Raw genomic sequence first — 23,112 nt, 5'->3', positions numbered from 1 at the left:
AGTGCCGGACAGTCAGTGAACCTCCGAACATGGGCCTGCTGGGGAGGGACGAAAAGTAGGCCGATGGCGGTGTTCATCACCACCCCCGAGTTCCTGCTCCAGCAACGCGAGCAGCTCGAGATGACCCACGACATCATCGAGCGCGCCCGCCAACGCGGGCAGCTCCGAATCGTGGAGAATGAACACCCGCACCGCCGACAACCTCATCGCCATCATCACCAGCCTCGAACAACACACCACCCCACACATCCCGGCTGGCCCGTCATGAGGTCCGACAGCACCGCCCACCTCGTCCGGGCCGCGCAGGACCGCAGCCGACGCGCCGGCGCCGCGCTCACCGAACTGCGATCACCAGGCGAACTGGTCACCGTCGCCAGACTCGCCAGCACCGCCCGGCTCGCCCATCCTGGATCGACACCCAACCCGACCTCATCGACCGAATCCACACGACTCACGACCAGACTCCGCGACCTGCTCCGGCACGCAGACCAAGGCCTGCCGCCGCGCCAAGCTGAAGTTGAGGCAGAATGGCGCCCCGTTCGATCGACGATCACCAATCCCGCTGCCTCATGAACCGGATGCCCGGAACTGAATCGCGCGGGGCCCGCCGATATACGCCGGAGGTGAAATCGGCCGTCTACTAGACGATTTCGCCCGATCGACTCAGTACCTGGCGGCCGCCGCGAACCCGATCTCCTGCGCGACGCGGCCGGCGCCTGCGCGCAGCCGGTTCACGCCCGGGCACGCGCCAACTGACCCTCGCAATAGGCCCTCAGGAGGCGCACGATGAGTGAAGGACTCGGACTGCCGACAGCGGACCGCGACCGCAACCGTGTGCCCGCGCGAGGCCCGAGCCTGCTGCTCTAGGAGGACCTCATGAACACCATCACGCTGCGCACGGTGACGGCTGCGGCCGTGATCGCGCCCGTACTCGCGCTCGGGGCCGGGGCCGCGGTGGCCGGGGCCACCGCTCCGGATCTTCCCCCCACCGCCCCTGCCGTCGTCGAAACGACACCCATCGCCCCCGAACTGATCACTCCGGTCGTACTCCTGCCCGGGCAGACGACGTGGCAGGGCGCCCTGGGCTCCGTCCTCGCCTGCGCACCCTGGGGACTCATCCCTCTGATCGGGCCGAACGTCGCATTCCCGATCTGCCTCGCCTGACCTGGTTGCCATCTGCTGCCCCGAGGGCGCACTGTTGATCACAGCGCAATCGCCAACGAGCAGCGCAGTGTCAGCGCACGGTTCCGCCGAACCCGGCGGCCGAGCGCTCGCGTCAACGTCTGCCCAGGTCGGGATGGGCTACACGATCACAATCGAACACTAGGTGAGTGACCGCCATGAACACGACCGTCCTTCGCGTGGCATTGGCAGCAACGGCTGCCGCATCCATGACCGTCCTCGGACCAGGCATCGCGGCGGCGGCGGCCCCGGGGCCCGCCGCCGAGTTGGTCCAGCCCGTCGTCCGCCTGGGTCAGACCGACCCGCTGGCCGCCTTCCTCGAGTGCGCACCGACGGGGCTCATCCCGGTGTTCGGGCCGAGCATCGTCTTCCCCATCTGCCTGGCCTGACCTCGATCGCAATTCGGTTGCGGCGCGGCCGCACCGATACGGTTGGACCATGACGACCACCGGCCTGGCCGACCGGGCCTGCCTCCCGATGAGCGACGGCGACCGGGTCCGCCTGCTCCTCGACATCGTCGAGCTCGCGCAGACCCGTGTGGGCCCCGACGAGGTCACCGACCTCGCCGGGCCCGCGCTGTCGTTGCACGGGGTCACGCTCACGCAAGACGTGGCGAGGGGCTGGAACCTGGCGCTCGAGATCCTCACCCGAACCCTCGAGGCCCGCCTTCCCCAGTGACCGCGCCCGGGTGCCCGGCTTCGCCTCAGCCCCGCGGCACGACCCGCGAGAGCACCTCCGGCAGCGGGTGCCAGTCCGCGGTCACGACGCTCGCATGGGCGGCCGAGAGTTCGTCGACGCGCGACCGCGCCGCCTCCTCCCCCGGATTGGTGCCTTCCATCTGGGGGGCGACCTTGTGCGCGTCGGTCATCACCAGCAGGTAGCCGCGATCGCGGTACCAGGCGGTGTCGATACCGCCGCCCGCATATGCCGAGGCGTCCCCGTCGAAGATCACGAACCAGGGCCGGATCGTCGCGTCCCGATAACGGGCCTGCCGGGGGTCACCCGCCTCCGCGCGGTGCACGGCGGGGAAGGCGGCGGCCTCGGTCAGCGCCCCTGCCGCGGCCAGATCCCGTAGGTGGGTGGCGTATTCGACGTCCGTCCACAGCGGGTCGGCCGGGTTCCTCTCCTCGACCGTCCCGGGGATCAGCTCGACGATGAACCGGCCCGCCAGTTCGCTCCTCGCGGGCCAACCCTGGGTGCGCACCGCCTCGTCGAGGGTGGCGTACCCGCCCCCGGTCAGATCGGAGGGGCGCAGGAGGGCGGAGCCGAGCCGCTCGTCGAGGAGTGCGTCGAACTCCCGCGGACCGAGTCCCGCGGGAGCGTTGAAGCCGTCCTTCATCTCGATCTTGATCATCACCGGCCGATGACCGGGGTTCGCCTCGTGCCAGACCCGGAGATCGGAGAGGCAACCGGCGAGATCCTGATCGCGGGGCCCGGACCGCAGTTGCGCGGGCGTGGTCGCATTCGCGCAGTTGTTCACGTTCGCCAGCGGATTCTCGTGCGCCACCCGCCAATCGCTGACGGCGCTCGCCACGTCGAAGCCATTGGTCCAGACGTCGAGTTCGAGCAGCCCCGCCCCGGAGTCCAGTGCGTCCGCGAGGTACTCGTAGGTGCCCTTCTCGTACGCGTTGTGCACGCCGACCGAGGTGACCGCCGAGTACGGGGTTCCAGGATCGGCCATCGGACCCGCGTGGGCGGGCACGCCGCAGAGGGCAAGGGCCAAGGCGGTGGCGGCCACGGCCACGGCCTGTCGGGAAGGTTTCACTTCGGTCCTGCCTTTACGATGAACGAACTGCGAGCATGCAGCAGCGTACGGGCACCTGCCGTGGTCCGGTGCTGCCTGTCGAGCAGAGCTGGACACCTCCCGACGAAGGGTACCGACCTTGCCGAACAACGAGATTCAGCTCACCCAGCACGTGGCCGCGCCGCCCGCGAAGGTCTGGTCGGTGCTCACCGACCTCGATGCGGCCCCGACGACGCTGACCGGCATCATCAGCGTCGAGCGGGTCTCGGGCGAGGGCTACGCGGTCGGTACCCGCTGGCGCGAGACACGGAAGATGCTGGGCAAGGAGGCGACCGAGGAGATGTGGGTCGCCGAGGTCGAGCCGGAGCGCCGGACGGTGGTGAGGGCGAATTCCCGCGGCGCCGACTACACGACGTCCTTCACGCTCACCCCGAGCGGCGACGGCACCGACCTCTCGATGACCTTCACCGCAGACGCCGACAAGTCGAGCTTTCTCGCGAAGCTGATGATGAAGGTCCTCGGCGGGCTCGGCGCGAAGGCCACCGCGAAGATGATGACGCAGGACCTGCGCGACATCGCGGCCGCCGCCGAGGCGGCCTGACACCGGTCGCCCGGTTCAGGCGCCGATCGAGTTCTTGAGCATCGGCAGCATCGCCCACAGCTGGTCCTGCCAGTAGGGCCACGCGTGGGTACCCGCAGCCGGGAAGTCGAAGTGGGCGGAGTCGATGCCCATCGTCGCCAACCGCACCTGGAAGGCCCTGGTCTGGGCCAGCGAGAGCGCCTCGAGGCCCATTCCCGTCGCGGTGTTGATGTAGTCGATCGGGTACACCGGGCGGTTGTGCTGGCCCGGCAGCCCGCTGGCGGCCGAGATCCACATCGGCAGCCCACGCAACCCCTCGGCCTGCACGAACGGGTCGTGCCGCAGCCATGCCGGGTCCCACGGCGGGCCCCACATGCAGTCCGAGTTGTACAGGCCCGCGTCGAGCATCGCGAGGCGAATTGCCTCCCGCATGCCGGGGGCCGACAGGTTGAGATAGCCGGACATCGCGCCGGCGAAGGTGAACTGGTTGCGGTGATGGGCCGCGAGGATCAGTGCCGCGTTGCCGCCCATCGACAACCCGACCACGGCATTGCTGGTGCGGCTGATGCCGTACCTGGCCGCGAGGTGATCGGGCAGGTTCTGGGTGAGGAACGACTCCCACATGTACTTGTACGGCTGATTGGTGAAGTTGTTCGGCGCGTACCAGTCCGCGTAGAAGCTGGACTCGCCGCCGACCGGCTCGATCACGTTGACGCCGTGATCCGACAGCCAGGCCGCGTTGGTTTCGTGCTCCCAGCCACTCACGTCGTTGGTCGCCCGGATCCCGTCGAGGAGATAGACGGCCTTGTTGCTGCCGTTGTTCGCCAGCCACAGCCGGACCTTGATGTGCCCGACGCCGCCGGGCGCGGGCACCCAGTCCTCGCGCAACCGGTCGTACGGATTGGCCGAGGCGGGCGCGGCGGCGCCGAGCGCCAATCCGAGCGGCAACACGAGTGCGGCGATCACCAACAGCACCGCCGACCGTGCGGCGTCCCGGACACCCCTCGTTGATCCACGCATCGCCATCGACCTCCGTCGTGACTTGAGTCACATTGGCACCACGCTATTCCCCGTGGCCGAGGTTGGGCCGGGTCATCTACGCAATCGTTACCTGCGTGTGGTCGGGTCCCGTGACTCCGCCTCCGCCGGAACTCCCCGTCCGCTCGACGAGAAGGACGGAAGGAATACCATCAAACCAACCGATAGGTTTGTCCGGTTTAGATACATTGACCGGCGAACGTGGCACGGCCACGAGGATCCTTGGGGAGGGGCGTCATCATGAGGGGAACCTGGTTTCGGGAACGCGCGGGAGCGGGCACACATGCCTAGGCCCGGCCCGGTCCGGCCGCTCGTCGGGATCAAGATGGATGCCGTCCGGATCGAGGAGTACGACGCGCAGGCCCAGCAGGAGGGCCTGCTGATGAAGTCCGGCAAGCCCAACCGATCGGAACTGATCCGGATCAAGTTGGCCTTCGCCGACGAGCACATGCCGAGCGGCTGGCGCCCGGTCTGACCGCCCGAGCTACACCGGCACCGGCACCGGGGACAGGTCCCAGGGCCCGTCGCCGGCGAGCTGCAGCTGCTGGGTGTGGTGCTGATCGACCGTGCTGCGGTGGCTGACGCTGACGAGAATGGTGTCGGGCACCTCCGCACGGATGAGGCTGTACAGCGAGTACTCGAGCCCCTCGTCGACGGCGGAGGTGGCCTCGTCCAGGAACACCACCTCCGGCCGGATCAGCAGGATGCGGGCGAACGCGATCCGCTGCTGCTCTCCCGGGGAGAGGATCTTCGCCCAGTCGGCCTCCTCGTCGAGTCGATCGACCAGGTTCGCGAGTTGCACCTTCCGCAGGGCCGCCCGGATCGACTCGTCGTCGAGCTCGGCCGGCGTCCCCGGATACGCGGCGGCGGTCCGGAGGTCACCGAGCGGCAGGTACGGCATCTGGGACAGGAACAGGGTCTTGGTCCCGGCGGGTCGCCGGACCTGTCCCTCGGTGTAGGGCCACATCTCGGCGAGGCTGCGCAGCAGGGTGGTCTTGCCGCTGCCCGATCGACCCTTGACGACGAGGGCGTCGCCCGGCGCCATCGACAGGTTGAGGTCCGCGATCAGCGAGAACCCGTCCGGCCTGCGTACCTGCACGCCCTCGACCCGCAGCGCGCCCTCGAGCTCCGAGACCGAGATCGCCGGCAGTTCCCGAGAATCGGAGTTGGCGTCCATCAGGCCGTTGAGACGGATCAGGCTGGCCCGGTACCCCGCGAAGACATCGTAGGACTCGCGGAAGAACGAGAGCGAGTCGTGCACCTGCCCGAAGGCGGTCGCGGACTGTGTCATGTCGCCGAGGGTGATCGTTCCGTTGAAGAACCGCGGGGCCTGGATGATGAAGGCGAACACCTCCGCGATCTGGTTGACCACCAGGTTCCAGCCGTTGAACTTCAAGGTACGGAAGACGATTCGCCAGTAGTTACGGATGACGGCGGCGAAGCGGAAGAGCAGCCCGTGCCGCTCGACGCCCTCACCCCGGTAGAAGGCGACGTTCTCGGCGCTGTCGCGGACCCGGACCAGCGCATAGCGGAAGTTCGCGGTGAGCCGCTCGTTCCAGAAGTTCAGCTGGATCAGCGGTCTGCCGATCCAGAACGCCACGATCGTCGAGATCAGCACGTACACGAACACGAGAAAGACCATCGCGCGGGGGATCTCGGTGCCGAACACCGTCATCGGCCCGGACAGGTCCCAGAGGATGGCCGTGAACGACACCAGGGAGACGATCGCGCCGACCGCACCCATGGACAGCGAGCGCGAGATGGTGACGAAGTCGGTGATGTCCTGCTGGATCCGCTGATCGGGGTTGTCGATGGTCTCGTCGACGAACCGGTCGCGATAGAACGCGCGCCCGTGTAGCCAGTCCGTGGTCACGTGCTCGGTCAACCACACCCGCCAGCGGATGTCGAAGGCCTGGCCGATGTAGAAGATCAGCAGCGACCGCGCCACGTGGATCGTGGCCAGCACCCCGAAGATCCACAGGCTCCGCCAGAATGCCGACTTCGCCTCGTCCAACGCCCCGGCATCGCCCTGGGCGTAGGACTGCGCGGCCATCTGCAGCGCGGTGTACATCTCGTTGCCCTGGTACGAGAACAGCACGGTCATGCGGACCGCGAAGACCGTCATGAACAGCACCACGGCCAGCAGCGCGTACACCGGCACGCTCTCGCGGCCCTTGAAGTAGCCGCCGCTGATCCGCCAGAACTGCCTGCCCCACCGGGTGGTCCGGAAGAGCACGTACGCGATCAGGACAAAACACACCGCCGCGATGGCGAATGCCCGGAATGTCCATATCAGGCTGGTGACGACCTCGTGGTCCCAGTCGAGCCCGGTGTCTTCCGACATACGCCACCTCATTCACGCGATCACGGGCGCGAGCGACCAGCACGCCCACGCCGTAGAGATGGCGAAGTCTAACCCCGATGACGCCCCGGCACCGGGAACGACGGCATCGCCGTGCCGTTCCCGTACGCCGTCAACGACTTTCGTCGCAGCAGCGAGGGCGGCCCGACTACTTCCGGTTCGGGAAGTGCCGGATCAGGCCCTCCTGCACCACGGTCGCCAGGAGCTGACCCTCGAGCGAGAAGAACCGACCGGTCGCCAGTCCACGCGAGCCCGCCGCCACCGGGGATTCGGTTGCGTACAGCACCCACTCGTCGAAGCGGAACGGCCGGTGGAACCAGATCGAGTGGTTGACGGTGGCCGCGACGATCCTGTCCAGACCCCAAGAGAGCCCGTGCGTGGTGATGATCGAATCGAGCACCGTGGTGTCCGAGGAGTAGCCCATCGTCGCGACGTGGAGCAGCGGGTCGTCGGGCAGGTCGCCGTCCGCCTTCATCCAGACCCGGTTGTGGTTGAGCTTCTCCCCGGTGCCCTTGAGGATCCAGCTCGGGTCGTTCGCGTAGCGCATGTCGATGGGCTTGAGGGCGTTGACGAACATCTGCAGTCGGTCCTCGAACCCGGCGAAGTGATCGCCCAGCGGCGGCAGGGTGTCCGGATAGGGAACGTCCGGGACCTCGACCGCGTGCTCGAGGCCCTTACCCCAGTCCTGGAAGGCCACGAGCATCACGAACAGCTCCTGGTCGTCCTGGTAGGCGATGACCTGGCGGTTCGCGAAGGCCCGGCCGTCGCGGTGCCGCTGCACCCGGTACTCGATCGGCCGCTTCACATCGCCGCCGCGGATGAAGTGGGCGTTGATCGCGTGGACCGGCCGGTCCCCGGACACGGTGCGTCCGGCCGCGATGATCGCCTGGGACACCAGCTGGCCACCGAACGTCCGGCTGCCGAGCTGGGCCTGGGGCGGGTGCTGCCCGAGGAACACGTCGTCTTCGAGCTGCTCGAGGTCGAGCACGTCGAGGAGGATGTCCAGGTCCCCCGCCCGTACCGGACGGGGCTGCGCCCCCACGTCACTCACCTAGTGGTCCTCTTCTCCAATGCGATGCACGTGAATCAGGTTGGTCGAGCCTACTGTGCCGGGAGGCGAACCCGCCACGATCACGACGAGGTCGCCCCTGTTGTACCGGCCGAGGGACAGCAACGCCGTGTCGACCTGCCCGATCATCTGGTCGGTCGTCGAGACCGGCGACACCAGGAAGGTCTCGGTACCCCAGGTCAGCGCCAGCTGACTGCGCACGTCCGGCAACGGCGTGAACGCGAGCAGCGGCAGCGGGGTGTGCAGCCGTGCCAGCCGGCGGACCGTGTCGCCGGACTGGGTGAACGCGACCAGCGCCTTCGCGTCCAGCCGCTCGCCGATATCGCGTGCGGCATAGGAGATCACGCCGCGCTTGGTCCGCGGGACGTGGGTCAGCGGCGGCACCCTGGTCGACTCGGCCTCGACCGCTTCCACGATCCGGGCCATCGTCTGCACGGTCTCCATGACGAACTTGCCGACCGAGGTCTCCCCCGACAGCATCACCGCGTCCGCACCGTCGAGGACGGCGTTCGCGACGTCCGAGGCCTCCGCCCGGGTCGGCCGGGAGTTCTCGATCATCGACTCGAGCATCTGCGTCGCGACGATCACGGGCTTGGCGTTCTCCCGCGCGATCTGGATGGCGCGCTTCTGCACGAGCGGCACCTGCTCGAGCGGCAACTCCACCCCGAGGTCACCGCGGGCCACCATCACCGCGTCGAAGGCCAGCACCACGGCCTCGAGGTTCTCGATCGCCTCGGGCTTCTCCAGCTTCGCGATCACCGGTACCCGGCGGTCGAGCCGGTCCATGACCGCGTGCACGAGCTCGACGTCCGCGGGCGACCGCACGAAGGACAGCGCGATGAAGTCCACGCCGAGGCGCAGCGCGAATTCGAGGTCCTCGATGTCCTTTTCGGACATGGCCGGCACCGAGACATCCATGCCGGGAAGCGAGACACCCTTGTTGTTGCTGACCGGACCGCCCTCGGTCACCTCGCAGACGACGTCGTTGCCGTCGACGGCGGTGACGGTCAGTCCGACCTTGCCGTCGTCGACCAGCAGCCGGTCGCCAGGCTTGGCGTCCTTGGCCAACTCCCGGTAGGTGGTGGAGACGCGGTCGTGGGTGCCCTCACAGTCCTCGACGGTGATCCGCACCTCCTCGCCGTTCTCCCACACCGTGCTACCGGTGGCGAAGCGGCCGAGCCGGATCTTCGGGCCCTGCAGGTCGGCGAGGATGCCGACGGCCTTGCCGGTCGCGTCCGAGGCCTCGCGGACCCGGCGATAGTTCTCCTCGTGGTCGGCATGCTCGCCGTGACTGAAGTTCAGCCGGGCCACGTCCATGCCGCTCTCGACGAGCTCACGAATGCGATCCCCGGTCGCGGTCGCTGGGCCGAGTGTGCACACAATTTTCGTCCGTCGGGTCACGCGTCGAGCCTAGTCGGTGCCCTCACGCATCTCCATCGGAGGCGGTGAATTGTGCATACATACAGACAATTGAACTCATTGATCGCCTGCGGTTCACACGACGGCGAGCGGCAGCGCCGTCGGGTGTACCGGGGCGGGTAGATCCGAGTGCCCCGAGAGGTACATGTCGACGCCACGTGCGGCCGATCTGCCCTCGGCGATCGCCCACACCACCAACGAGGCCCCGCGGTGCGCGTCGCCGCAGACGAAGACCCCCGGTGCGGTCGTCTGCCAGTCCGGACCGCAGGACAGCACCCCACGCCTGGTCAGTGACAGACCGTAATCGTCGAGCAGCCGGCTGTACTCGACACCCTCGAATCCGATCGCGAAAAGCGCCATGTCACAGGGCAGTTCGACCTCCTCGCCGACCGGCCTGACGTGCCTACGCCCCTCCGCGTCGCGGCTGACCTTGACCTCGGCCAACACCATCGACCGCACGTTGCCGTGCTCGTCACCGAGGAAACGCTGCACCGCGACCTCGTAGCGCCGGACCCCGCCCTCCGCGTGTGCCGGCGAGGTGCGCAACACCATGGGCCAGGACGGCCACGGGGACCGCTCGTCGTCGCGTTCGGTGGGCAGCTCCGGGTTGTAGTCGAGCTGCGTCACCGAGGCCGCACCCTGACGGTGCGCGGTGCCGAGGCAGTCGGCCCCGGTGTCGCCGCCCCCGATGATCACCACGTGCTTGCCCCTCGCGGTGATCGGACTCGCGCCGTCGCCCTCGCACTCCCGGTTCGAGAGAACCAGGTGGTCCATCGCCAGGTGGATGCCCTTGAGCTCACGACCCTCCACCGTCGTGTTGTCCCGCGCCCGCAGTGCGCCGACGGCCAGGACCACGGCGTCGAACTGGGCGCGCAGCTGCTCGACGGTCAGGTCGACACCGACCTCGCAGTCGGTGACGAAATGTGTTCCCTCCGCTCGCATCTGAGTCAGCCGCCGCTCCAGGATCGACTTGTCCATCTTGAAGGCGGGGATGCCGTACCGCAGCAGTCCGCCCAGGCGGTCGTCGCGCTCGAACACCGTCACGTCGTGCCCGGCACGGGTGAGCTGCTGCGCCGCGGCGAGGCCACCGGGTCCGGAGCCGACCACCGCGACCTTCTTGCCGGTGCTGATCGCCGGGTGCTGCGGCACGACGGTGCCACCCTCCCACGCCGCGTCCGCGATCGCCTGCTCGATCCGCTTGATGGTCACCGAGCCGCCGGTGTCGTTCTCGGCGATCGACAACACGCACGCCGCCTCGCAGGGTGCCGGGCAGACCCGGCCGGTGAACTCCGGGAAATTGTTGGTGGCGTGCAGGCGTTCGCTCGCCGCACCCCACCGGTCGCGGCGCACCAGGTCGTTCCAATCCGGGATCAGGTTGCCCAGCGGGCAGCCCGCGGAACCGGAGTGACAGAACGGAACCCCGCAGTCCATGCAGCGGGTCGCCTGCTCGGCGACCTCCCTGGCCCGCTCCGCGGCGGGCTGCGGCGCGTAGACCTCCCGCCAGTCACCGATCCGCTCGGTGACCGGGCGCTTGGGGGCGTCCTTCTTCACCACCTTCATGAAGCCCTGTGGATCAGCCACGAGCCGCCTCCATGATCGCGGTATCCACGTCGCGGCCCTCGGCGCGCGCGAGTCGGGTCGCGTCGAGGACCCGCTGGTAGTCGACGGGTAGCACCTTGGTGAACAGGGCGCTGCGGCGCGGCCAGTCCGCCAGCACCGAGGCCGCCAACGGCGAGCCGGTCCAGTGCCGGTGCGCCGCGACGGCCTCCGACAACCAGGCCAGGTCGTCGCCATCGAGGCGTTGCAGGGTCACCATCGCCGGGTTCACCATCGTCGGATCCAGGTCGAGAACGTAGGCGATACCACCGGACATGCCCGCCGCGAAGTTGCGTCCCGTGCGCCCGAGCACCACCACCCGGCCACCGGTCATGTACTCGCAGGCGTGATCGCCGACGCCCTCGACCACTGCGGTGGCACCGGAGTTGCGGACCGAGAATCGCTCGCCCACCAGGCCCCGCAGGTACACCTCACCGGAGGTGGCGCCGTACAGGATGGTGTTGCCGGCGATCACCTGTCCCTGGGCCGCGAACGTTGCCTCCGGGGACGGCCGAACGACGATCCGGCCGCCCGAAAGCCCCTTCCCGACATAGTCGTTCGCGTCGCCGATCATGTCGATCGTGACACCGGGCGGCAGGAAGGCGCCCAGCGACTGGCCGGCCGAGCCGGTCAGTTCCACCCGGATCGTGTCGTCCGGCAGCCCCTCCGCACCGTAGCGGCGGGTCACCTCCGACCCCAGCAGGGTGCCGACCGTGCGGTTGACGTTGCGCACCGGCAGCTCCAGCCGCACCGGGTGCGCGTCCTCCAGCGCGCCCTCGGCGAGCTGGATCAGGGTGCGGTCCAGCGCCAGTTCCAGGCCGTGGTCCTGATCGCGCTGCCTGCGGCGCTGGGTCAACGGAGCGCCGTCGCGGTCGGTCGGGATCTCGAAGATCGCCGACAGGTCGAGCCCGCGGCTCTTCCAGTGCGCCACCCCCTCCGCGGTCTCGAGCACGTCGGCGCGGCCCACGGCCTCGTCGACACTGCGGAACCCGAGTCGCGCCAGGTACTCCCGGACGTCCTGCGCGATGAACCGGAAGAACTCCTCGACGAACTCCGGCTTGCCGTTGTACCGCTTGCGCAGCTCCGGGTTCTGGGTGGCCACCCCGACCGGGCAGGTGTCGAGGTGGCAGACCCGCATCATGATGCAGCCGGCCACGATCAGCGGCGCCGTGGAGAACCCGAACTCCTCCGCGCCGAGCAGCGCCGCCACCATGACGTCGCGGCCGGTGCGCATCCCGCCGTCGCACTGGACGGTGATCCGGTCACGGAGGCCGTTGAGCACCAACGTCTGCTGGGCGTCCGCGAGCCCGATCTCCCAGGGCGCGCCCGCGTGCTTGAGCGAGGTCAGCGGGGACGCACCGGTGCCACCGTCGTGCCCGGAGATGAGCACCACGTCGGCGTGCGCCTTGGACACCCCGGCCGCGACGGTGCCGACACCGACCGAGCTGACCAGCTTCACGTGCACGCGGGCCTGCTCGTTGGCGTTCTTCAGATCGTGGATCAGCTGGGCGAGGTCCTCGATCGAGTAGATGTCGTGGTGCGGCGGCGGGGAGATCAACCCGACACCGGGGGTCGAGTGCCTGGTCTTGGCCACCCAGGGGTACACCTTGTAGGCGGGCAGTTGGCCGCCCTCCCCCGGCTTGGCGCCCTGCGCCATCTTGATCTGGATGTCGGTGCCGTTGACCAGATAGTCACTGGTGACACCGAATCGGCCGCTGGCGACCTGCTTGACCGCGCTGCGCCTGCTCAGATCGTAGAGCCGGTCGGTGTCCTCGCCGCCCTCCCCCGAATTCGATCGCCCGCCTAGGTTGTTCATCGCGATCGCCATCGTCTCGTGCGCCTCGGCCGAGATCGAACCATAGCTCATCGCGCCCGTGTTGAAGCGTGTGACGATGGACTGCACCGACTCCACCTCGTCGAGCGGGACCGGCTCGCGAAGTCCCTCGCGGAACCGAAACAGCCCGCGCAGCGCGCCTCCCGCCGCGGCCAGCCGGTTGACCTCCTCGCTGTACCGGGCGAACACCTCGCGCTGGCGCGACCGGGTCGCGTGCTGGAGCAGGAACACCGTCTCCGGGGTGAACAGGTGCAGCTCGCCCTCGCGGCGGAACTGGTACTCGCCGCCCACCTCCAGGCGACGGTGCGCCCGGTCGGTCGGGTTGTCGGGGTACGCGATCCGCTGCCGGATCCGGACCTCCTCCGCGAGCACGTCGAGTCCGACCCCGCCGAGCTTGCTGACGGTGCCGGTGAAGTACTCGTCGACCAGTTCACGGTCGAGTCCGATGGCCTCGAAAACCTGTGCCGCCGTGTAGGACCCGACGGTCGAGATGCCCATCTTGGACATCACCTTCAGCACGCCCTTGCCCAGCCCGGTCAGGTAGTTGCGGACCGCGATCTGCGGCTCGACGCCGACCAGTTCGCCCTCGCTGACGAGGTCCTCGATGGACTCCATCGCCAGGTACGGGTTCACCGCGGCGGCACCGAAACCGATCAGCAGGGCCAGGTGGTGCACCTCGCGCGCGTCGCCGGTCTCGACCACCAGCGCCACCTTGGTGCGCTCCTTGGTCCGCACCAGGTGGTGGTGCACGGCCGAGACCGCGAGCAGCGACGGGATCGGTGCGCGGGCGTGGTCGGAGTCGCGGTCGGAGATGATCAGCGTCCGGTACCCGGCGGCGATGGCCTCGCTCGCGGCGGACCGCAACTCCTCGATCGCCTCGGCCATGCCCGCGCCGCCCCGCTCGACGTCGTAGAGCGCGCGCAGCACGGTGGCGGCCAGGCCCTGGTTGTCGCCGTCGTCGTTGATATGGATGATCTTGCCGAGCTCGTCGTTGTCGAGCACCGGCCACGGCAGCACGATCTGCCTACACGAGGCGGCGGTCGGGTCGAGCAGGTTCTGCTCCGGTCCCATCACCCGCGACAGCGAGGTGACCACTTCCTCCCGGATCGCGTCCAGCGGCGGGTTGGTCACCTGCGCGAACAATTCGATGAAATAGTCGTAGAGCAACCGCGAACGCTGTGACATGACCGCCACCGGGGTGTCGGTGCCCATCGAGCCCAGCGGCTCACCGGGCGCGGAGGCCATCGGGGCGAGCAGGATCCGGAGGTCCTCCTCCGTGTATCCGAAGACCACCTGCCTGAGCACCACCGACTCGTGCGGATGCTGCATATGCGCGCGTTCCGGCAGCTCCTTGAGCTCGAGCAGCCCGCTGTGCAGCCACTCCGAGTACGGCAGCTCCCGAGCCAGGCGCAGCTTGGCCTCCTCGTCCGGCACGATCCGGCCGGCCGCGGTGTCGACGAGGAACATCTGGCCGGGCTCGAGCCTGCCCTTGGCCACCACCTCAGACGGCGGCACGTCGAGGACGCCGGTCTCGCTGGCGAGGATCACCCGCCCGTCCGCCGTCTGCCACCACCGACCAGGACGCAGGCCGTTGCGGTCGAGCACCGCCCCGACCTCGGTGCCGTCGGTGAAGGTCACGCAGGCGGGGCCGTCCCACGGCTCCATCAGCGAGGCGTGAAAGCGGTAGAAGTCGCGCCGCTCGGCGTTCATCTGGGCATCGTTCTCCCACGCCTCGGGCACCATCATCATCACCGCGTGCGCCACGCTGCGGCCGCCGAGGTGCAGCAGCTCGAGCACCTCGTCGAACGACGCGGAATCCGATGCCTCGGGGGTACAGATCGGGAAGAGCCGCTCGAGATCACCCGGGATCAGCGCGCTGGCGAGCAGCGCCTCCCTGGCGTGCATCCGGTTCCGGTTCCCTCGCACGGTGTTGATCTCGCCGTTGTGCGCGACGAACCGGAACGGATGTGCCAGGGGCCAGGACGGGAAGGTGTTGGTGGAGAACCGGCTGTGCACGATCGCGATCGCGCTGTGACAGCGGTCGTCGCGCAGGTCCGGGAAGAACGCGGGCAGCTGCGTTGTGGTCAACATGCCCTTGTAGACCATCGTCCGGCTCGACAGCGACGGGAAGTACACGCCGGTGCCGTCCGCCTCGACCTGCGGGTCGACCTGCTCGGCGCGCTTGCGCAACCTGTAGACCCGGCGGTCGAGGTCCAGGCCTGCGGGTCTCCCGTCCGGCCCCGGCGGCGCTGCGACGAACAGCTGGCTCATGTGCGGCATGCAGTCGCGCGCGGCCATGCCGATGTCGGCGCCGTCCGGATCGACCGGCACCTCGCGCCAGCCGAGCACCTCGAGTCCCTCGTCGCCTGCGATGGCCTGGATCCGCTGGACGGCGGCGGCCCGGCGGCCCGGGTCCTGCGGGAGGAAGCAGATCCCGGCGGCATAGGTGTTGCCGCGGTCCGGGTCCGCTTCGGGCAGCGCGAACCCGGCGACCTCCCCGAGCAGGGCGGTCGGCAGCTGCAGCAGGATGCCCGCGCCGTCACCGCTGTTCGGCTCCGCGCCCGCGGCGCCGCGGTGCTCGAGGTTCGCCAGGGCGAGGAGTCCGTCCGCGACGATCGAGTGTGAGCGCCTGCCGAAGACGTCGGCGACCATCGCGACACCGCAGGAGTCGGCCTCCTGGGCCGGGTCGTACAGACCCTGCGGCGCGGGCGTGTGAGAGAAGAGCAACGGGCACCTCCACATCGGCAGGGAAGGCTGCCGGGTGTGGCGCACGGGGCCATCGCACGGAGCCTCGGCTGGCGGGTTCCACCGTGTCGGAGACGGAGCTCGCCAGGTCGGGGTTCCGGGACAACTCTGGCCCGAAAAGAAAACTCCGAGCGTCACACTCGGGCGTGCTCAGTTTAGCAGTGGGTACCACGCTCCAATAGATGACAATGAGGCCTTTTCCGCTGGTCGCGGACGAGCCGCCGGGTCTCGGCTTCCCGACATGCACGACATCACCGTCAAGCGGCCGAGGGTTCAGACGAGGCGCGACTCCCGGAAGGACTGCGCATCGGCGAAGGCTGCCATATCGACTTGTCGGCGAGCATTCGAGACACCCGTGACGACGCACGTGCCCAGCGCGCCGATCCGGTCGTACATGGTGGCCGTTGCTATGGCGATCCCGCCCGCCGCGAGATGATCTTGAGCCTGCAATCCCAGCTCACGCCCCTCGGGAAGGCGCGACAGTGTCACTGTCATGTCGCAGTTGATGTACCCGACGCCCTCGGTCCCCCAGTTGCACACCAGGTTTGTTGCGTCGCCGACAAATGCGGCCCTCTGGAACGGCGACATCGGCTCACCTTCGACCAAGAAGGCCAGGTTGTGCCACGCGCACTTTCTTTCACTGTTCTGGCCTGAGGCGAAGTCACCAGTCCATTCGAACTCGCCGGACTTGAACAGTGGCGGGTCGCCGTCGGCTCCTTCCAGCTTCTGCGCGGGCACCGGCAACTGCTGCTCTGCCTGCCACACCTGTCCGGGAGGCGGCTGGGCGCCGGCCAGGTACATCACCGTCGCGCGTGCCCGCACCTGGTCGTGCTGCACAATCGAGGCATCGACCACGCGGACTCGTTTACCGTCCCGGACCACCTCGCTGTGCAACGCGATTGGCTCGTTGAGCACCGGCCGAAACAGATCGACGGTGAATCGTGCCGGAATGAACCCCACGCCAGGACAATGGGTTTCCAGCTGGCGGGCCAACAGTCCGCACACCGCAGTCCCGCCCACCTGTGTAGGAGCCCAGGGGCTGACAGACCATTCGGTCGCGAGATAGCGACCGTCGACCACTGTGAAGAATGCAACCACCGAGCCTACCCCTCCCGTTTCTCGAATTAGAACACGTTCTAGAACGGAAGCGAACAGCTTGGCATCGAACTCTCGGGAGCGACCCACCGAAACCGCTGCTGTGGACCACCTATTCCGATACACTCGAACATACGAGCGAATAGGGGGTGACGGCGATGGGGGCCACGGCGGAGATGACTGTCACCGACCGCGAACGGGGCCTGCTCGACGCGGTCGGTACGACCGCCCGCGTTTCGAACGCCGCCGACGCCCAACTGATCGGCCAGATCATGGGCTACATCGACTCCCGCTGCGCCTTCGCGGCCGCGGCACCCGGCGCCCGGTTCGACGGCGTCACCGCGGAACGGTCCGCGATCGCCGAACTCGCCCTCGAACTGTCCACCTCGTTCAAAGCGGTCGCCGGCCTGATGCGCCTCGGATACGCCCTCGAACGGGTACCCGCAGTGTCCACCGCCTTCGCCGCCGGGGACATCTCACTGCGGAAGGTCCGGGTGATCGCCGATCACACCCGCGGCGCCGCCCTCGCCGCACTCACGCGCCTCGACACAGCCATCGCCGACGCCGCCCGCCGGCTGGCCGAGGGACCCCTCGGCGTGGAGATCGACCGCCTGCTCATCGAGGACGACGCGACGTGGGCGCAGCGGGCCCGCCGCGAAGCCGAGGCGACCGCGAAGGTCCGCACGCACCGGCGTCCGCACGGCATGGGCGTGTTGACGGTGACGCTGACGGCGGTACAAATGACCGCCGTCACCACCCTGATCGCCGAGGTCGCCAAGACCGTCTGCTACGCCGACCCGCGGACCACCGACGAGGTGTGCGTCGCCGCGTTCCTCGCGATCACCCAGGGTCACCGCGCCCTGGCCTGTCACTGCACCGACGAGCAGTGCCGCGCGCGGACCTACCCGGAACCCGCGACCCCGGAAGTTCGGGTGAACATCATGTGCGGGCTCGAGACCCTCCTCGGTCTCGCCGACAACCCCGGCCACCTCGCCGGCTACGGATACTTGGATCCGCAGCAGACCCGCGCCCTCGCCGAGGACGCCAGCTGGCAGGCACTGATGGACTGCGCCGCAGCCACACTCGAACGCCTACGGAAGCAAGCCGGGTGTGAATGCGACACCGACCCCACAGCCGACACCGCCGCGTGCGATGCCGAAAGCGAAGACTGCACGAACTCTCACACCGACGACGTGACCGAAGGCGGTGCCGATGCCGGTACTTCTCCCTCGTCGGGGCGGCCGCCACCGGATCCGAAACCCGAAACACCCGACCCCACACCACAACCGGGGTGTGCCGCGACGCCCGATTCGAGTCTGCGCACCTTCACGAGCGCGGTGGTGCCCGCCGGGGCCCTCGCACTACCCGGCCGCAAATTCCCGCAACCCGGCCTCATTTCACCTGCCACCACGATCGACCGCCTCTATCGCGCGATCCTGACCGACCCGGGACAGATCGTCGCCGCACACCCCGACGGCCACGGCGGCTTCACCGAACCGCCACCGGGCGCCCTCACCTACCGGCCCAGCGACCTGCTCGCCGCCGCCGTCCGGCTCCGCGACGGCACGTGCCGTCACCCAGGCTGCAGTGTGCCCGCCGACGACTGCCAACTCGACCACATCGTCGCGTTCCTCAAGAGCAACCCGACCCTCGGTGGCTGGACCATCCTGGCGAACCTGCAATGCCTCTGCGTGCTACACCACCAACTGAAGACCGCAGGCCTGTGGCGACACGAAATGCTGGCCGGCGCAATCATGCACATACACAACGCCCTCGGCCAGCACGGCCTCAGCGTGCCCACGCGCCGACGCAGCACCGACCGTCGGTGACGTCAGCTCCGGAGCTTGCGGCCCTGGGCATCGCGGGGGTTGCCGGCGAGCATGACGATCCCGTCGATCAGCGGCCAGATCGCGCCCAGCCCGCACAGCACCCAGGTCACTGCGATCTGCGCGATCGCCATTCCGATATGACCCGTGTAGAAGCGCCCGACGCCGAACGCGCCGAGGAAGATCTGCAGCAGGCCCGCGACGAGCTTGGACTTGTCCGAGAGCGGCTCGCCGGAGAACGGATCCCGGCCGTAGGGCGCCGCCGCATCAGCGCCGAAGAAGGCCGGCTGCCCGTAGGGCTGCTGGCCGTACTGCTGCTGGCTGTACTGCTGCTGCCCGTAGGCGGGCTGCCCGAACGGCTGCTGCGGTCCGGTCTGCTGTCCGAAGGGCTGCTGCCCCGTCGGCTGCGGCGGGTAGGGCTGCTGCCCGTACACCTCCTGCCCAGCTGCCGTCGAGCCGGCGTCGACGGGCCATCCCGGGCCGGTTCCCTCGGGTCCGTACACGGGACCCGGCGTCGATCCACCCTCAGGTACCTCAGACATGCTTATCCATCCCCCCTGGTCATTCTCTGAACTAGTTGTCGGTCTTGCCGGCGTCGGTACCGCCGGATTCAGCGGTGTCTGAACCGGTTTCGGTCGCCGATCCCCCGGCCTCGGTCGATCCCCCGGCCCGCGATCCCGCGACGGCCGGGGCCTCGCGAGGGTGCTTCGGCTGCAGCTCCGCCGGATCCTCCCGGCCCTTCTTCGCCGCGAGGAAGTAGATCACCGCGCCGATGAACACGATGACCGACGTGAACACGTTGATCCGGATCCCGGCGATGTGCGTCGCGTAGTCGTCGCGCAGGAGCTCGACGAAGAACCGGCCGGCGCAGTACCCGGCGACGTAGAGCGCGAACAGCCGTCCGTGGCCGATCCGGTAGCGGCGATCCACCCAGACGAGGAGCACCACGATCAGCAGATTCCAGACGAGCTCGTACAGGAAGGTGGGGTGCACGACCTTCTCGACCACGCCGGTCGAGGTGCCGGCCAGTTGGTCGAGGCGACCCGCCGAGTCGACCCGCTCGAAGATCTCCAGCCCCCACGGCACGGTCGTCTCCCGGCCGTAGAGCTCCTGGTTGAAGTAGTTGCCGATCCGTCCGATGGCCTGCGCGAGCAGGATCGCCGGAGCCACCGCGTCGCCGAGCGCGGGCAGCGGAACCCCCTTCTGCCGGCAACCGATCCAGGCACCGACGCCACCGAGCAGCACCGCACCCCAGATCCCGAGGCCACCCTGCCAGATCTTGAGCGCGTCGGCCGGGTGTCCCCCCTCCCCGAAGTAGGTGCTCCAGTCGGTGAGCACGTGGTAGAGCCGGCCACCGATCAGGCCGAACGGGACCGCCCATATCGCGACGTCGAGGACGGTGCCCTTCTCGCCGCCGCGCGCGACCCACCGGCGGTCGCCCCACACCGCCGCGACGACGATGCCGGCGATGATGAACAGCGCGTACGCGCGTAGCGGCACGGGGCCGATCGTCCACACGCCCTGGGGCGGGCTCGGAATGTAGGCCAGGATGTCGGCAGTCGAGGTCACGACGCCACGGTAGCCGAGCGGACCCCCGCGGCGAGCTCGGTGGTGATGGCGCGCAACGCGTCCGGCCCCTCGGCCACCGCCGTCACCAGGGCCGAGCCGACGATGACCGCGTCCGCATAGGCGGCGATCTCGGCGGCCTGCGCCCCGGACCGGACACCGAGCCCGACGCCGACGGGGATGTCGGAGTGCGCGCGCACGCGCGCCACCAGCTCCGGCGCCATGTTCGACACCGCGTCGCGGGCGCCGGTGACGCCCATCGTCGAGGTCGCGTACACGAAGCCACGGCACAGGTCGACGGTCTTGGCGAGACGCTCGTTCGTCGAGGAGGGCGCGACCAGGAAGATCCGGTCCAGTCCGTGCCGGTCGGCCGCGGCCAGCCAGTCGGCGGCCTCATCCGGGATCAGGTCCGGGGTGATGATGCCGAGACCGCCCGCCGCGGCGAGGTCGCGGGCGAACTCGTCGACGCCGTACTTGAGGACCAGGTTCCAGTAGGTCATCACGACCGCCTTGCCGCCGGCCTTGCTGATCGCCTCGACGACGGTGAACACGTCCCGGACCCGGAAGCCCGCGACCAGCGCGGCATCGGCAGCGGCCTGAATCGTGGGTCCGTCCATCACCGGGTCGCTGTACGGGATGCCGACCTCGACGAGGTCACAGCCGGACGCGACCAGCGTCTCGACCGCCTCGATCGAGCCGGGCAGGTCGGGATAGCCGGCGGGCAGGTAGCCGACCAGCGCGGCCCTGTTCTCCGCTCGGCACTGCGCGAAGAGCTCGCCCAGGCGCGACGGTGCTGCGGGATGCGGCTGCGGTGCGGTCACTTCGCCTGGCCTTCCTCGTTGGGGTGTTCGGTGTCGGCGTCCGGCATCAAGCCGAACCACTTCGCGGCGGTGTCGACGTCCTTGTCGCCGCGCCCGGAGATGTTGACCAACACGATCGCGCCCTCACCGAGCTCGCGGCCGAGCTCGAGCGCACCGGCCACGGCGTGCGCCGACTCGATGGCGGGAATGATGCCCTCGGTGCGGCTGAGCAACGCGAACGCGTCCATCGCCTGGGTGTCGGTGATCGGCCGGTACTCGGCACGGCCGATGTCGTTGAGGAACGAGTGCTCCGGTCCGACGCCCGGGTAGTCGAGCCCCGCGGAGATGGAATGCGAGTCGATGGTCTGACCGTCCTCGTCCTGCAACAGGTACGAGTAGGCGCCGTGCAGCGCGCCCGGCGAGCCGCCGGTGATGGTCGCCGCGTGCCTGCCGGTCTCGACGCCGTCACCCGCGGCCTCGAGCCCGACGAGCCGGACCGACGGGTCGTCGATGAACGCGTGGAAGATGCCGATGGCGTTGGAGCCGCCGCCGACGCAGGCGGCGACCGCGTCGGGCAGCCGACCCGTGTGCGCCTGCACCTGTGCCCGCGCCTCGAGCCCGATGATGCGCTGGAAGTCGCGCACCATGACCGGGAACGGGTGCGGTCCCGCCGCCGTTCCGAAGCAGTAATACGTGTTGTGCGCGTTGGTGACCCAGTCGCGCAACGCCTCGTTGATGGCGTCCTTGAGGGTCCGGGAACCGGTCATCGCCGGGATCACCTCACCGCCGAGCAGCCGCATCCGGGCGACGTTGAGCGCCTGACGCTTGGTGTCGACCTCGCCCATGTACACCACGCACTCGAGGCCGAGCAGCGCGCACGCGGTCGCCGTGGCGACGCCGTGCTGGCCCGCGCCGGTCTCCGCGATGACGCGGGTCTTGCCCATCCGCTTCGCCAGCAACACCTGGCCGAGAACGTTGTTGATCTTGTGAGAACCCGTGTGGTTCAGGTCTTCCCGCTTGAGGAGCAGCCGCGCGCCTCCCGCGTGCTCGCTCAGGCGGGTCGCCTCGTACACCGGGGACGGACGGCCGGTGTAGTCACGCTGCAGCCGGTCCAGCTCGGCGAGGAACGAATCGTCCCCACGGGCCTTGTCGTACTCGGCGGTGACCTCCTCGATCACCGCCATCAGGGCCTCGGGGACGTACCGTCCGCCGAAGACACCGAAATGGCCGCCCTGATCGGGTTCATGGGTGCTGCGCTCGGTGATACCGGCACTCATGCGGGGAAGGCCGCGGCCCTTGGCGGAAAGTACGGGATCGTCTGTGCTCACCCGTCCAGTCTGCCTTAGCCGGTGCGGTCGAACCCACCTCGGGTCCGACCGTCCCGGGGTTCGTCAGCGGGCGGGCTTGGGGCAGGACGGGTGCGCCCCAGCGGCCACCAGATCCTTGACGGCCGTGCGCGGATCACCGCTGGTGACCAAGCCCTCGCCCACGAGGACGGCATCCGCGCCCGCGCCGGCGTAGGCCAGCAGGTCCGCGGTCCCTCGGACCCCGGACTCGGCGATCTTGACGACCTCGGTCGGCAGGCCGGGGGCGATCCGGGCGAAGGTGTCGCGGTCGACCTCGAGGGTCTTGAGGTTCCGCGCGTTGATGCCGATGACGCTCGCCCCCGCCTCGAGGGCCCGGTCGGCCTCCTCCTCGGTGTGCACCTCCACGAGGGCGGTCATGCCGAGGGACTCGGTGCGGTCGAGCAGCGAGGCGAGCACCTGCTGCTCGAGGGCCGCGACGATCAGCAGGATCACGTCGGCGCCGTGCGCCCTGGCCTCGTGGATCTGGTACGGGCCGACGATGAAGTCCTTGCGCAGCACCGGGATCGTCACGGCCGCACGGACCGCGTCGAGGTCGGCGAGGGATCCGTGGAAGCGACGCTCCTCGGTCAGCACGCTGATCACCCGGGCGCCGCCCTGCTGGTACGCCAGGGCGAGCTCGGCGGGGTCCGCGATGTCCGACAACGCACCCTTGGACGGGCTGGCGCGCTTGACCTCGGCGATGACCCCGATCCCCGGCGCGCGCAGCGCGGTGGCGGCGTCGAGGGCCGGGGGCGCGGCCGCGGCGGCCGCCTTCACGGCTCCGAAGTCCAGAACGGATTCACGGGCAGCGACGTCTGCACGCACCCCGTCGAGAATCGAATCGAGAACGGTCATCGTGTCCCGAGTCCTTTCTGGGCCGTTGCCGTGTGAGCAACCTCATCCGGATTGG

Annotated in this window: 20 protein-coding genes; 7 read left to right on the top strand and 13 right to left on the bottom strand. The window is 69.0% G+C overall.

Annotated elements, in window-relative coordinates; translation table 11 throughout:
• Positions 1-63 precede the first annotated feature (63 nt).
• The 4 genes from ACFQS9_RS13760 (at position 64) to ACFQS9_RS13745 (ending at position 1,860) form a co-directional block, all read left to right on the top strand.
• Positions 64-573: a hypothetical protein gene (locus tag ACFQS9_RS13760; RefSeq protein ID WP_378405535.1), complete on the top strand. Its 510-nt coding sequence runs from the start codon at positions 64-66 to the stop codon at positions 571-573.
• 303 nt (positions 574-876) lie between these two features.
• The gene (locus tag ACFQS9_RS13755) at positions 877-1,164 is read left to right on the top strand and encodes a hypothetical protein (protein ID WP_378405533.1); all 288 of its coding nucleotides are present in this window, start codon (positions 877-879) and stop codon (positions 1,162-1,164) included.
• 197 nt (positions 1,165-1,361) lie between these two features.
• Positions 1,362-1,571: a hypothetical protein gene (locus ACFQS9_RS13750; protein ID WP_378405531.1), complete on the top strand. Its 210-nt coding sequence runs from the start codon at positions 1,362-1,364 to the stop codon at positions 1,569-1,571.
• A gap of 49 nt (positions 1,572-1,620) precedes the next feature.
• Positions 1,621-1,860 (top strand): hypothetical protein, encoded by a 240-nt coding sequence (locus tag ACFQS9_RS13745; RefSeq protein ID WP_378405529.1) that lies wholly within the window; start codon positions 1,621-1,623, stop codon positions 1,858-1,860.
• A gap of 25 nt (positions 1,861-1,885) precedes the next feature.
• Here ACFQS9_RS13745 and ACFQS9_RS13740 read toward each other — a convergent pair whose 3' ends face one another.
• Positions 1,886-2,947 carry a phosphatidylinositol-specific phospholipase C domain-containing protein gene (locus ACFQS9_RS13740; protein ID WP_378405527.1) on the bottom strand — a complete coding sequence of 354 codons (1,062 nt, stop codon included), beginning with the start codon at positions 2,945-2,947 and terminating at the stop codon, positions 1,886-1,888.
• Positions 2,948-3,065: 118 nt separating this feature from the next.
• Here ACFQS9_RS13740 and ACFQS9_RS13735 point away from each other — a divergent pair, with 118 nt between their 5' ends.
• A complete protein-coding gene (locus ACFQS9_RS13735; protein WP_378405525.1) occupies positions 3,066-3,527 on the top strand; it encodes an SRPBCC family protein in 462 nt (153 codons plus the stop codon).
• Between the two features lie 15 nt (positions 3,528-3,542).
• On the opposite strand, the gene ACFQS9_RS13730 is transcribed toward ACFQS9_RS13735, so the two are convergent.
• Positions 3,543-4,526, bottom strand: coding sequence for an alpha/beta hydrolase (locus tag ACFQS9_RS13730; protein WP_378405523.1), 984 nt, complete (start codon positions 4,524-4,526; stop codon positions 3,543-3,545).
• A gap of 301 nt (positions 4,527-4,827) precedes the next feature.
• On the opposite strand from ACFQS9_RS13730, the gene ACFQS9_RS13725 reads away from it, so the two are divergent.
• Positions 4,828-5,019: a hypothetical protein gene (locus ACFQS9_RS13725; RefSeq protein ID WP_378405521.1), complete on the top strand. Its 192-nt coding sequence runs from the start codon at positions 4,828-4,830 to the stop codon at positions 5,017-5,019.
• Between the two features lie 9 nt (positions 5,020-5,028).
• Here ACFQS9_RS13725 and ACFQS9_RS13720 read toward each other — a convergent pair whose 3' ends face one another.
• From ACFQS9_RS13720 to ACFQS9_RS13695, 6 genes are all read right to left on the bottom strand, one after another.
• Positions 5,029-6,888 carry an ABC transporter ATP-binding protein/permease gene (locus ACFQS9_RS13720; RefSeq protein WP_378405519.1) on the bottom strand — a complete coding sequence of 620 codons (1,860 nt, stop codon included), beginning with the start codon at positions 6,886-6,888 and terminating at the stop codon, positions 5,029-5,031.
• 166 nt (positions 6,889-7,054) lie between these two features.
• Positions 7,055-7,957 (bottom strand): acyl-CoA thioesterase, encoded by a 903-nt coding sequence (locus ACFQS9_RS13715; protein ID WP_378405517.1) that lies wholly within the window; start codon positions 7,955-7,957, stop codon positions 7,055-7,057.
• Entirely contained in the window at positions 7,958-9,376 is a 1,419-nt protein-coding gene (gene pyk / locus ACFQS9_RS13710) for a pyruvate kinase (protein WP_378405515.1), read from the bottom strand.
• Positions 9,377-9,469: 93 nt separating this feature from the next.
• A complete protein-coding gene (locus tag ACFQS9_RS13705; protein WP_378405513.1) occupies positions 9,470-10,975 on the bottom strand; it encodes a glutamate synthase subunit beta in 1,506 nt (501 codons plus the stop codon).
• Positions 10,968-15,551, bottom strand: a complete 4,584-nt coding sequence (gene gltB / locus ACFQS9_RS13700; RefSeq protein WP_378405511.1) for a glutamate synthase large subunit — start codon at positions 15,549-15,551, stop codon at positions 10,968-10,970. The genes ACFQS9_RS13705 and gltB overlap by 8 nt, the downstream gene beginning before the upstream one ends.
• A 291-nt stretch (positions 15,552-15,842) precedes the next feature.
• Entirely contained in the window at positions 15,843-16,667 is an 825-nt protein-coding gene (locus ACFQS9_RS13695; protein WP_378405509.1) for an acyl-CoA thioesterase domain-containing protein, read from the bottom strand.
• Between the two features lie 155 nt (positions 16,668-16,822).
• Here ACFQS9_RS13695 and ACFQS9_RS13690 point away from each other — a divergent pair, with 155 nt between their 5' ends.
• On the top strand, positions 16,823-18,493 hold the full coding sequence (locus ACFQS9_RS13690; protein ID WP_378405507.1) for an HNH endonuclease signature motif containing protein: 1,671 nt from the start codon (positions 16,823-16,825) through the stop codon (positions 18,491-18,493).
• A gap of 2 nt (positions 18,494-18,495) precedes the next feature.
• On the opposite strand, the gene ACFQS9_RS13685 is transcribed toward ACFQS9_RS13690, so the two are convergent.
• The 5 genes from ACFQS9_RS13685 to trpC all read right to left on the bottom strand — a co-directional run bounded on the left by ACFQS9_RS13685 (position 18,496) and on the right by trpC (position 23,057).
• The gene (locus ACFQS9_RS13685; RefSeq protein ID WP_378405505.1) at positions 18,496-19,032 is read right to left on the bottom strand and encodes a TM2 domain-containing protein; all 537 of its coding nucleotides are present in this window, start codon (positions 19,030-19,032) and stop codon (positions 18,496-18,498) included.
• 31 nt (positions 19,033-19,063) lie between these two features.
• On the bottom strand, positions 19,064-20,059 hold the full coding sequence (gene lgt / locus ACFQS9_RS13680) for a prolipoprotein diacylglyceryl transferase (RefSeq protein ID WP_378405503.1): 996 nt from the start codon (positions 20,057-20,059) through the stop codon (positions 19,064-19,066).
• Entirely contained in the window at positions 20,056-20,877 is an 822-nt protein-coding gene (gene trpA / locus ACFQS9_RS13675) for a tryptophan synthase subunit alpha (protein WP_378405501.1), read from the bottom strand. Before trpA ends, lgt begins: the two co-directional genes overlap by 4 nt.
• Entirely contained in the window at positions 20,874-22,133 is a 1,260-nt protein-coding gene (trpB, locus tag ACFQS9_RS13670) for a tryptophan synthase subunit beta (protein ID WP_378405661.1), read from the bottom strand. The genes trpA and trpB overlap by 4 nt, the downstream gene beginning before the upstream one ends.
• A 114-nt stretch (positions 22,134-22,247) precedes the next feature.
• Positions 22,248-23,057 carry an indole-3-glycerol phosphate synthase TrpC gene (gene trpC / locus ACFQS9_RS13665; protein ID WP_378405499.1) on the bottom strand — a complete coding sequence of 270 codons (810 nt, stop codon included), beginning with the start codon at positions 23,055-23,057 and terminating at the stop codon, positions 22,248-22,250.
• Positions 23,058-23,112 lie beyond the last annotated feature (55 nt).

It is taken from the genome of Rhodococcus daqingensis, from assembly GCF_042665615.1.
In the GTDB taxonomy this organism is placed as follows: domain Bacteria; phylum Actinomycetota; class Actinomycetes; order Mycobacteriales; family Mycobacteriaceae; genus Rhodococcus_G; species Rhodococcus_G daqingensis.
The sequence above is the reverse complement of the archived record's forward strand: the minus strand, read 5'-3'. Positions and strand labels throughout refer to the sequence as shown.

Bases quoted from the DNA above. Each gene is read 5' to 3' on its own strand.
- ACFQS9_RS13745 (WP_378405529.1), top strand. From the start codon at position 1,621: ATGACGACCACCGGCCTGGCCGACCGGGCCTGCCTCCCGATGAGCGAC.
- ACFQS9_RS13760 (WP_378405535.1), top strand. From the start codon at position 64: ATGGCGGTGTTCATCACCACCCCCGAGTTCCTGCTCCAGCAACGCGAG.
- ACFQS9_RS13730 (WP_378405523.1), bottom strand. From the start codon at position 4,526: ATGCGTGGATCAACGAGGGGTGTCCGGGACGCCGCACGGTCGGCGGTG.
- trpC (WP_378405499.1), bottom strand. From the start codon at position 23,057: ATGACCGTTCTCGATTCGATTCTCGACGGGGTGCGTGCAGACGTCGCT.
- ACFQS9_RS13725 (WP_378405521.1), top strand. From the start codon at position 4,828: ATGCCTAGGCCCGGCCCGGTCCGGCCGCTCGTCGGGATCAAGATGGAT.
- ACFQS9_RS13690 (WP_378405507.1), top strand. From the start codon at position 16,823: ATGGGGGCCACGGCGGAGATGACTGTCACCGACCGCGAACGGGGCCTG.
- ACFQS9_RS13720 (WP_378405519.1), bottom strand. From the start codon at position 6,888: ATGTCGGAAGACACCGGGCTCGACTGGGACCACGAGGTCGTCACCAGC.
- ACFQS9_RS13755 (WP_378405533.1), top strand. From the start codon at position 877: ATGAACACCATCACGCTGCGCACGGTGACGGCTGCGGCCGTGATCGCG.
- trpB (WP_378405661.1), bottom strand. From the start codon at position 22,133: ATGAGTGCCGGTATCACCGAGCGCAGCACCCATGAACCCGATCAGGGC.
- ACFQS9_RS13685 (WP_378405505.1), bottom strand. From the start codon at position 19,032: ATGTCTGAGGTACCTGAGGGTGGATCGACGCCGGGTCCCGTGTACGGA.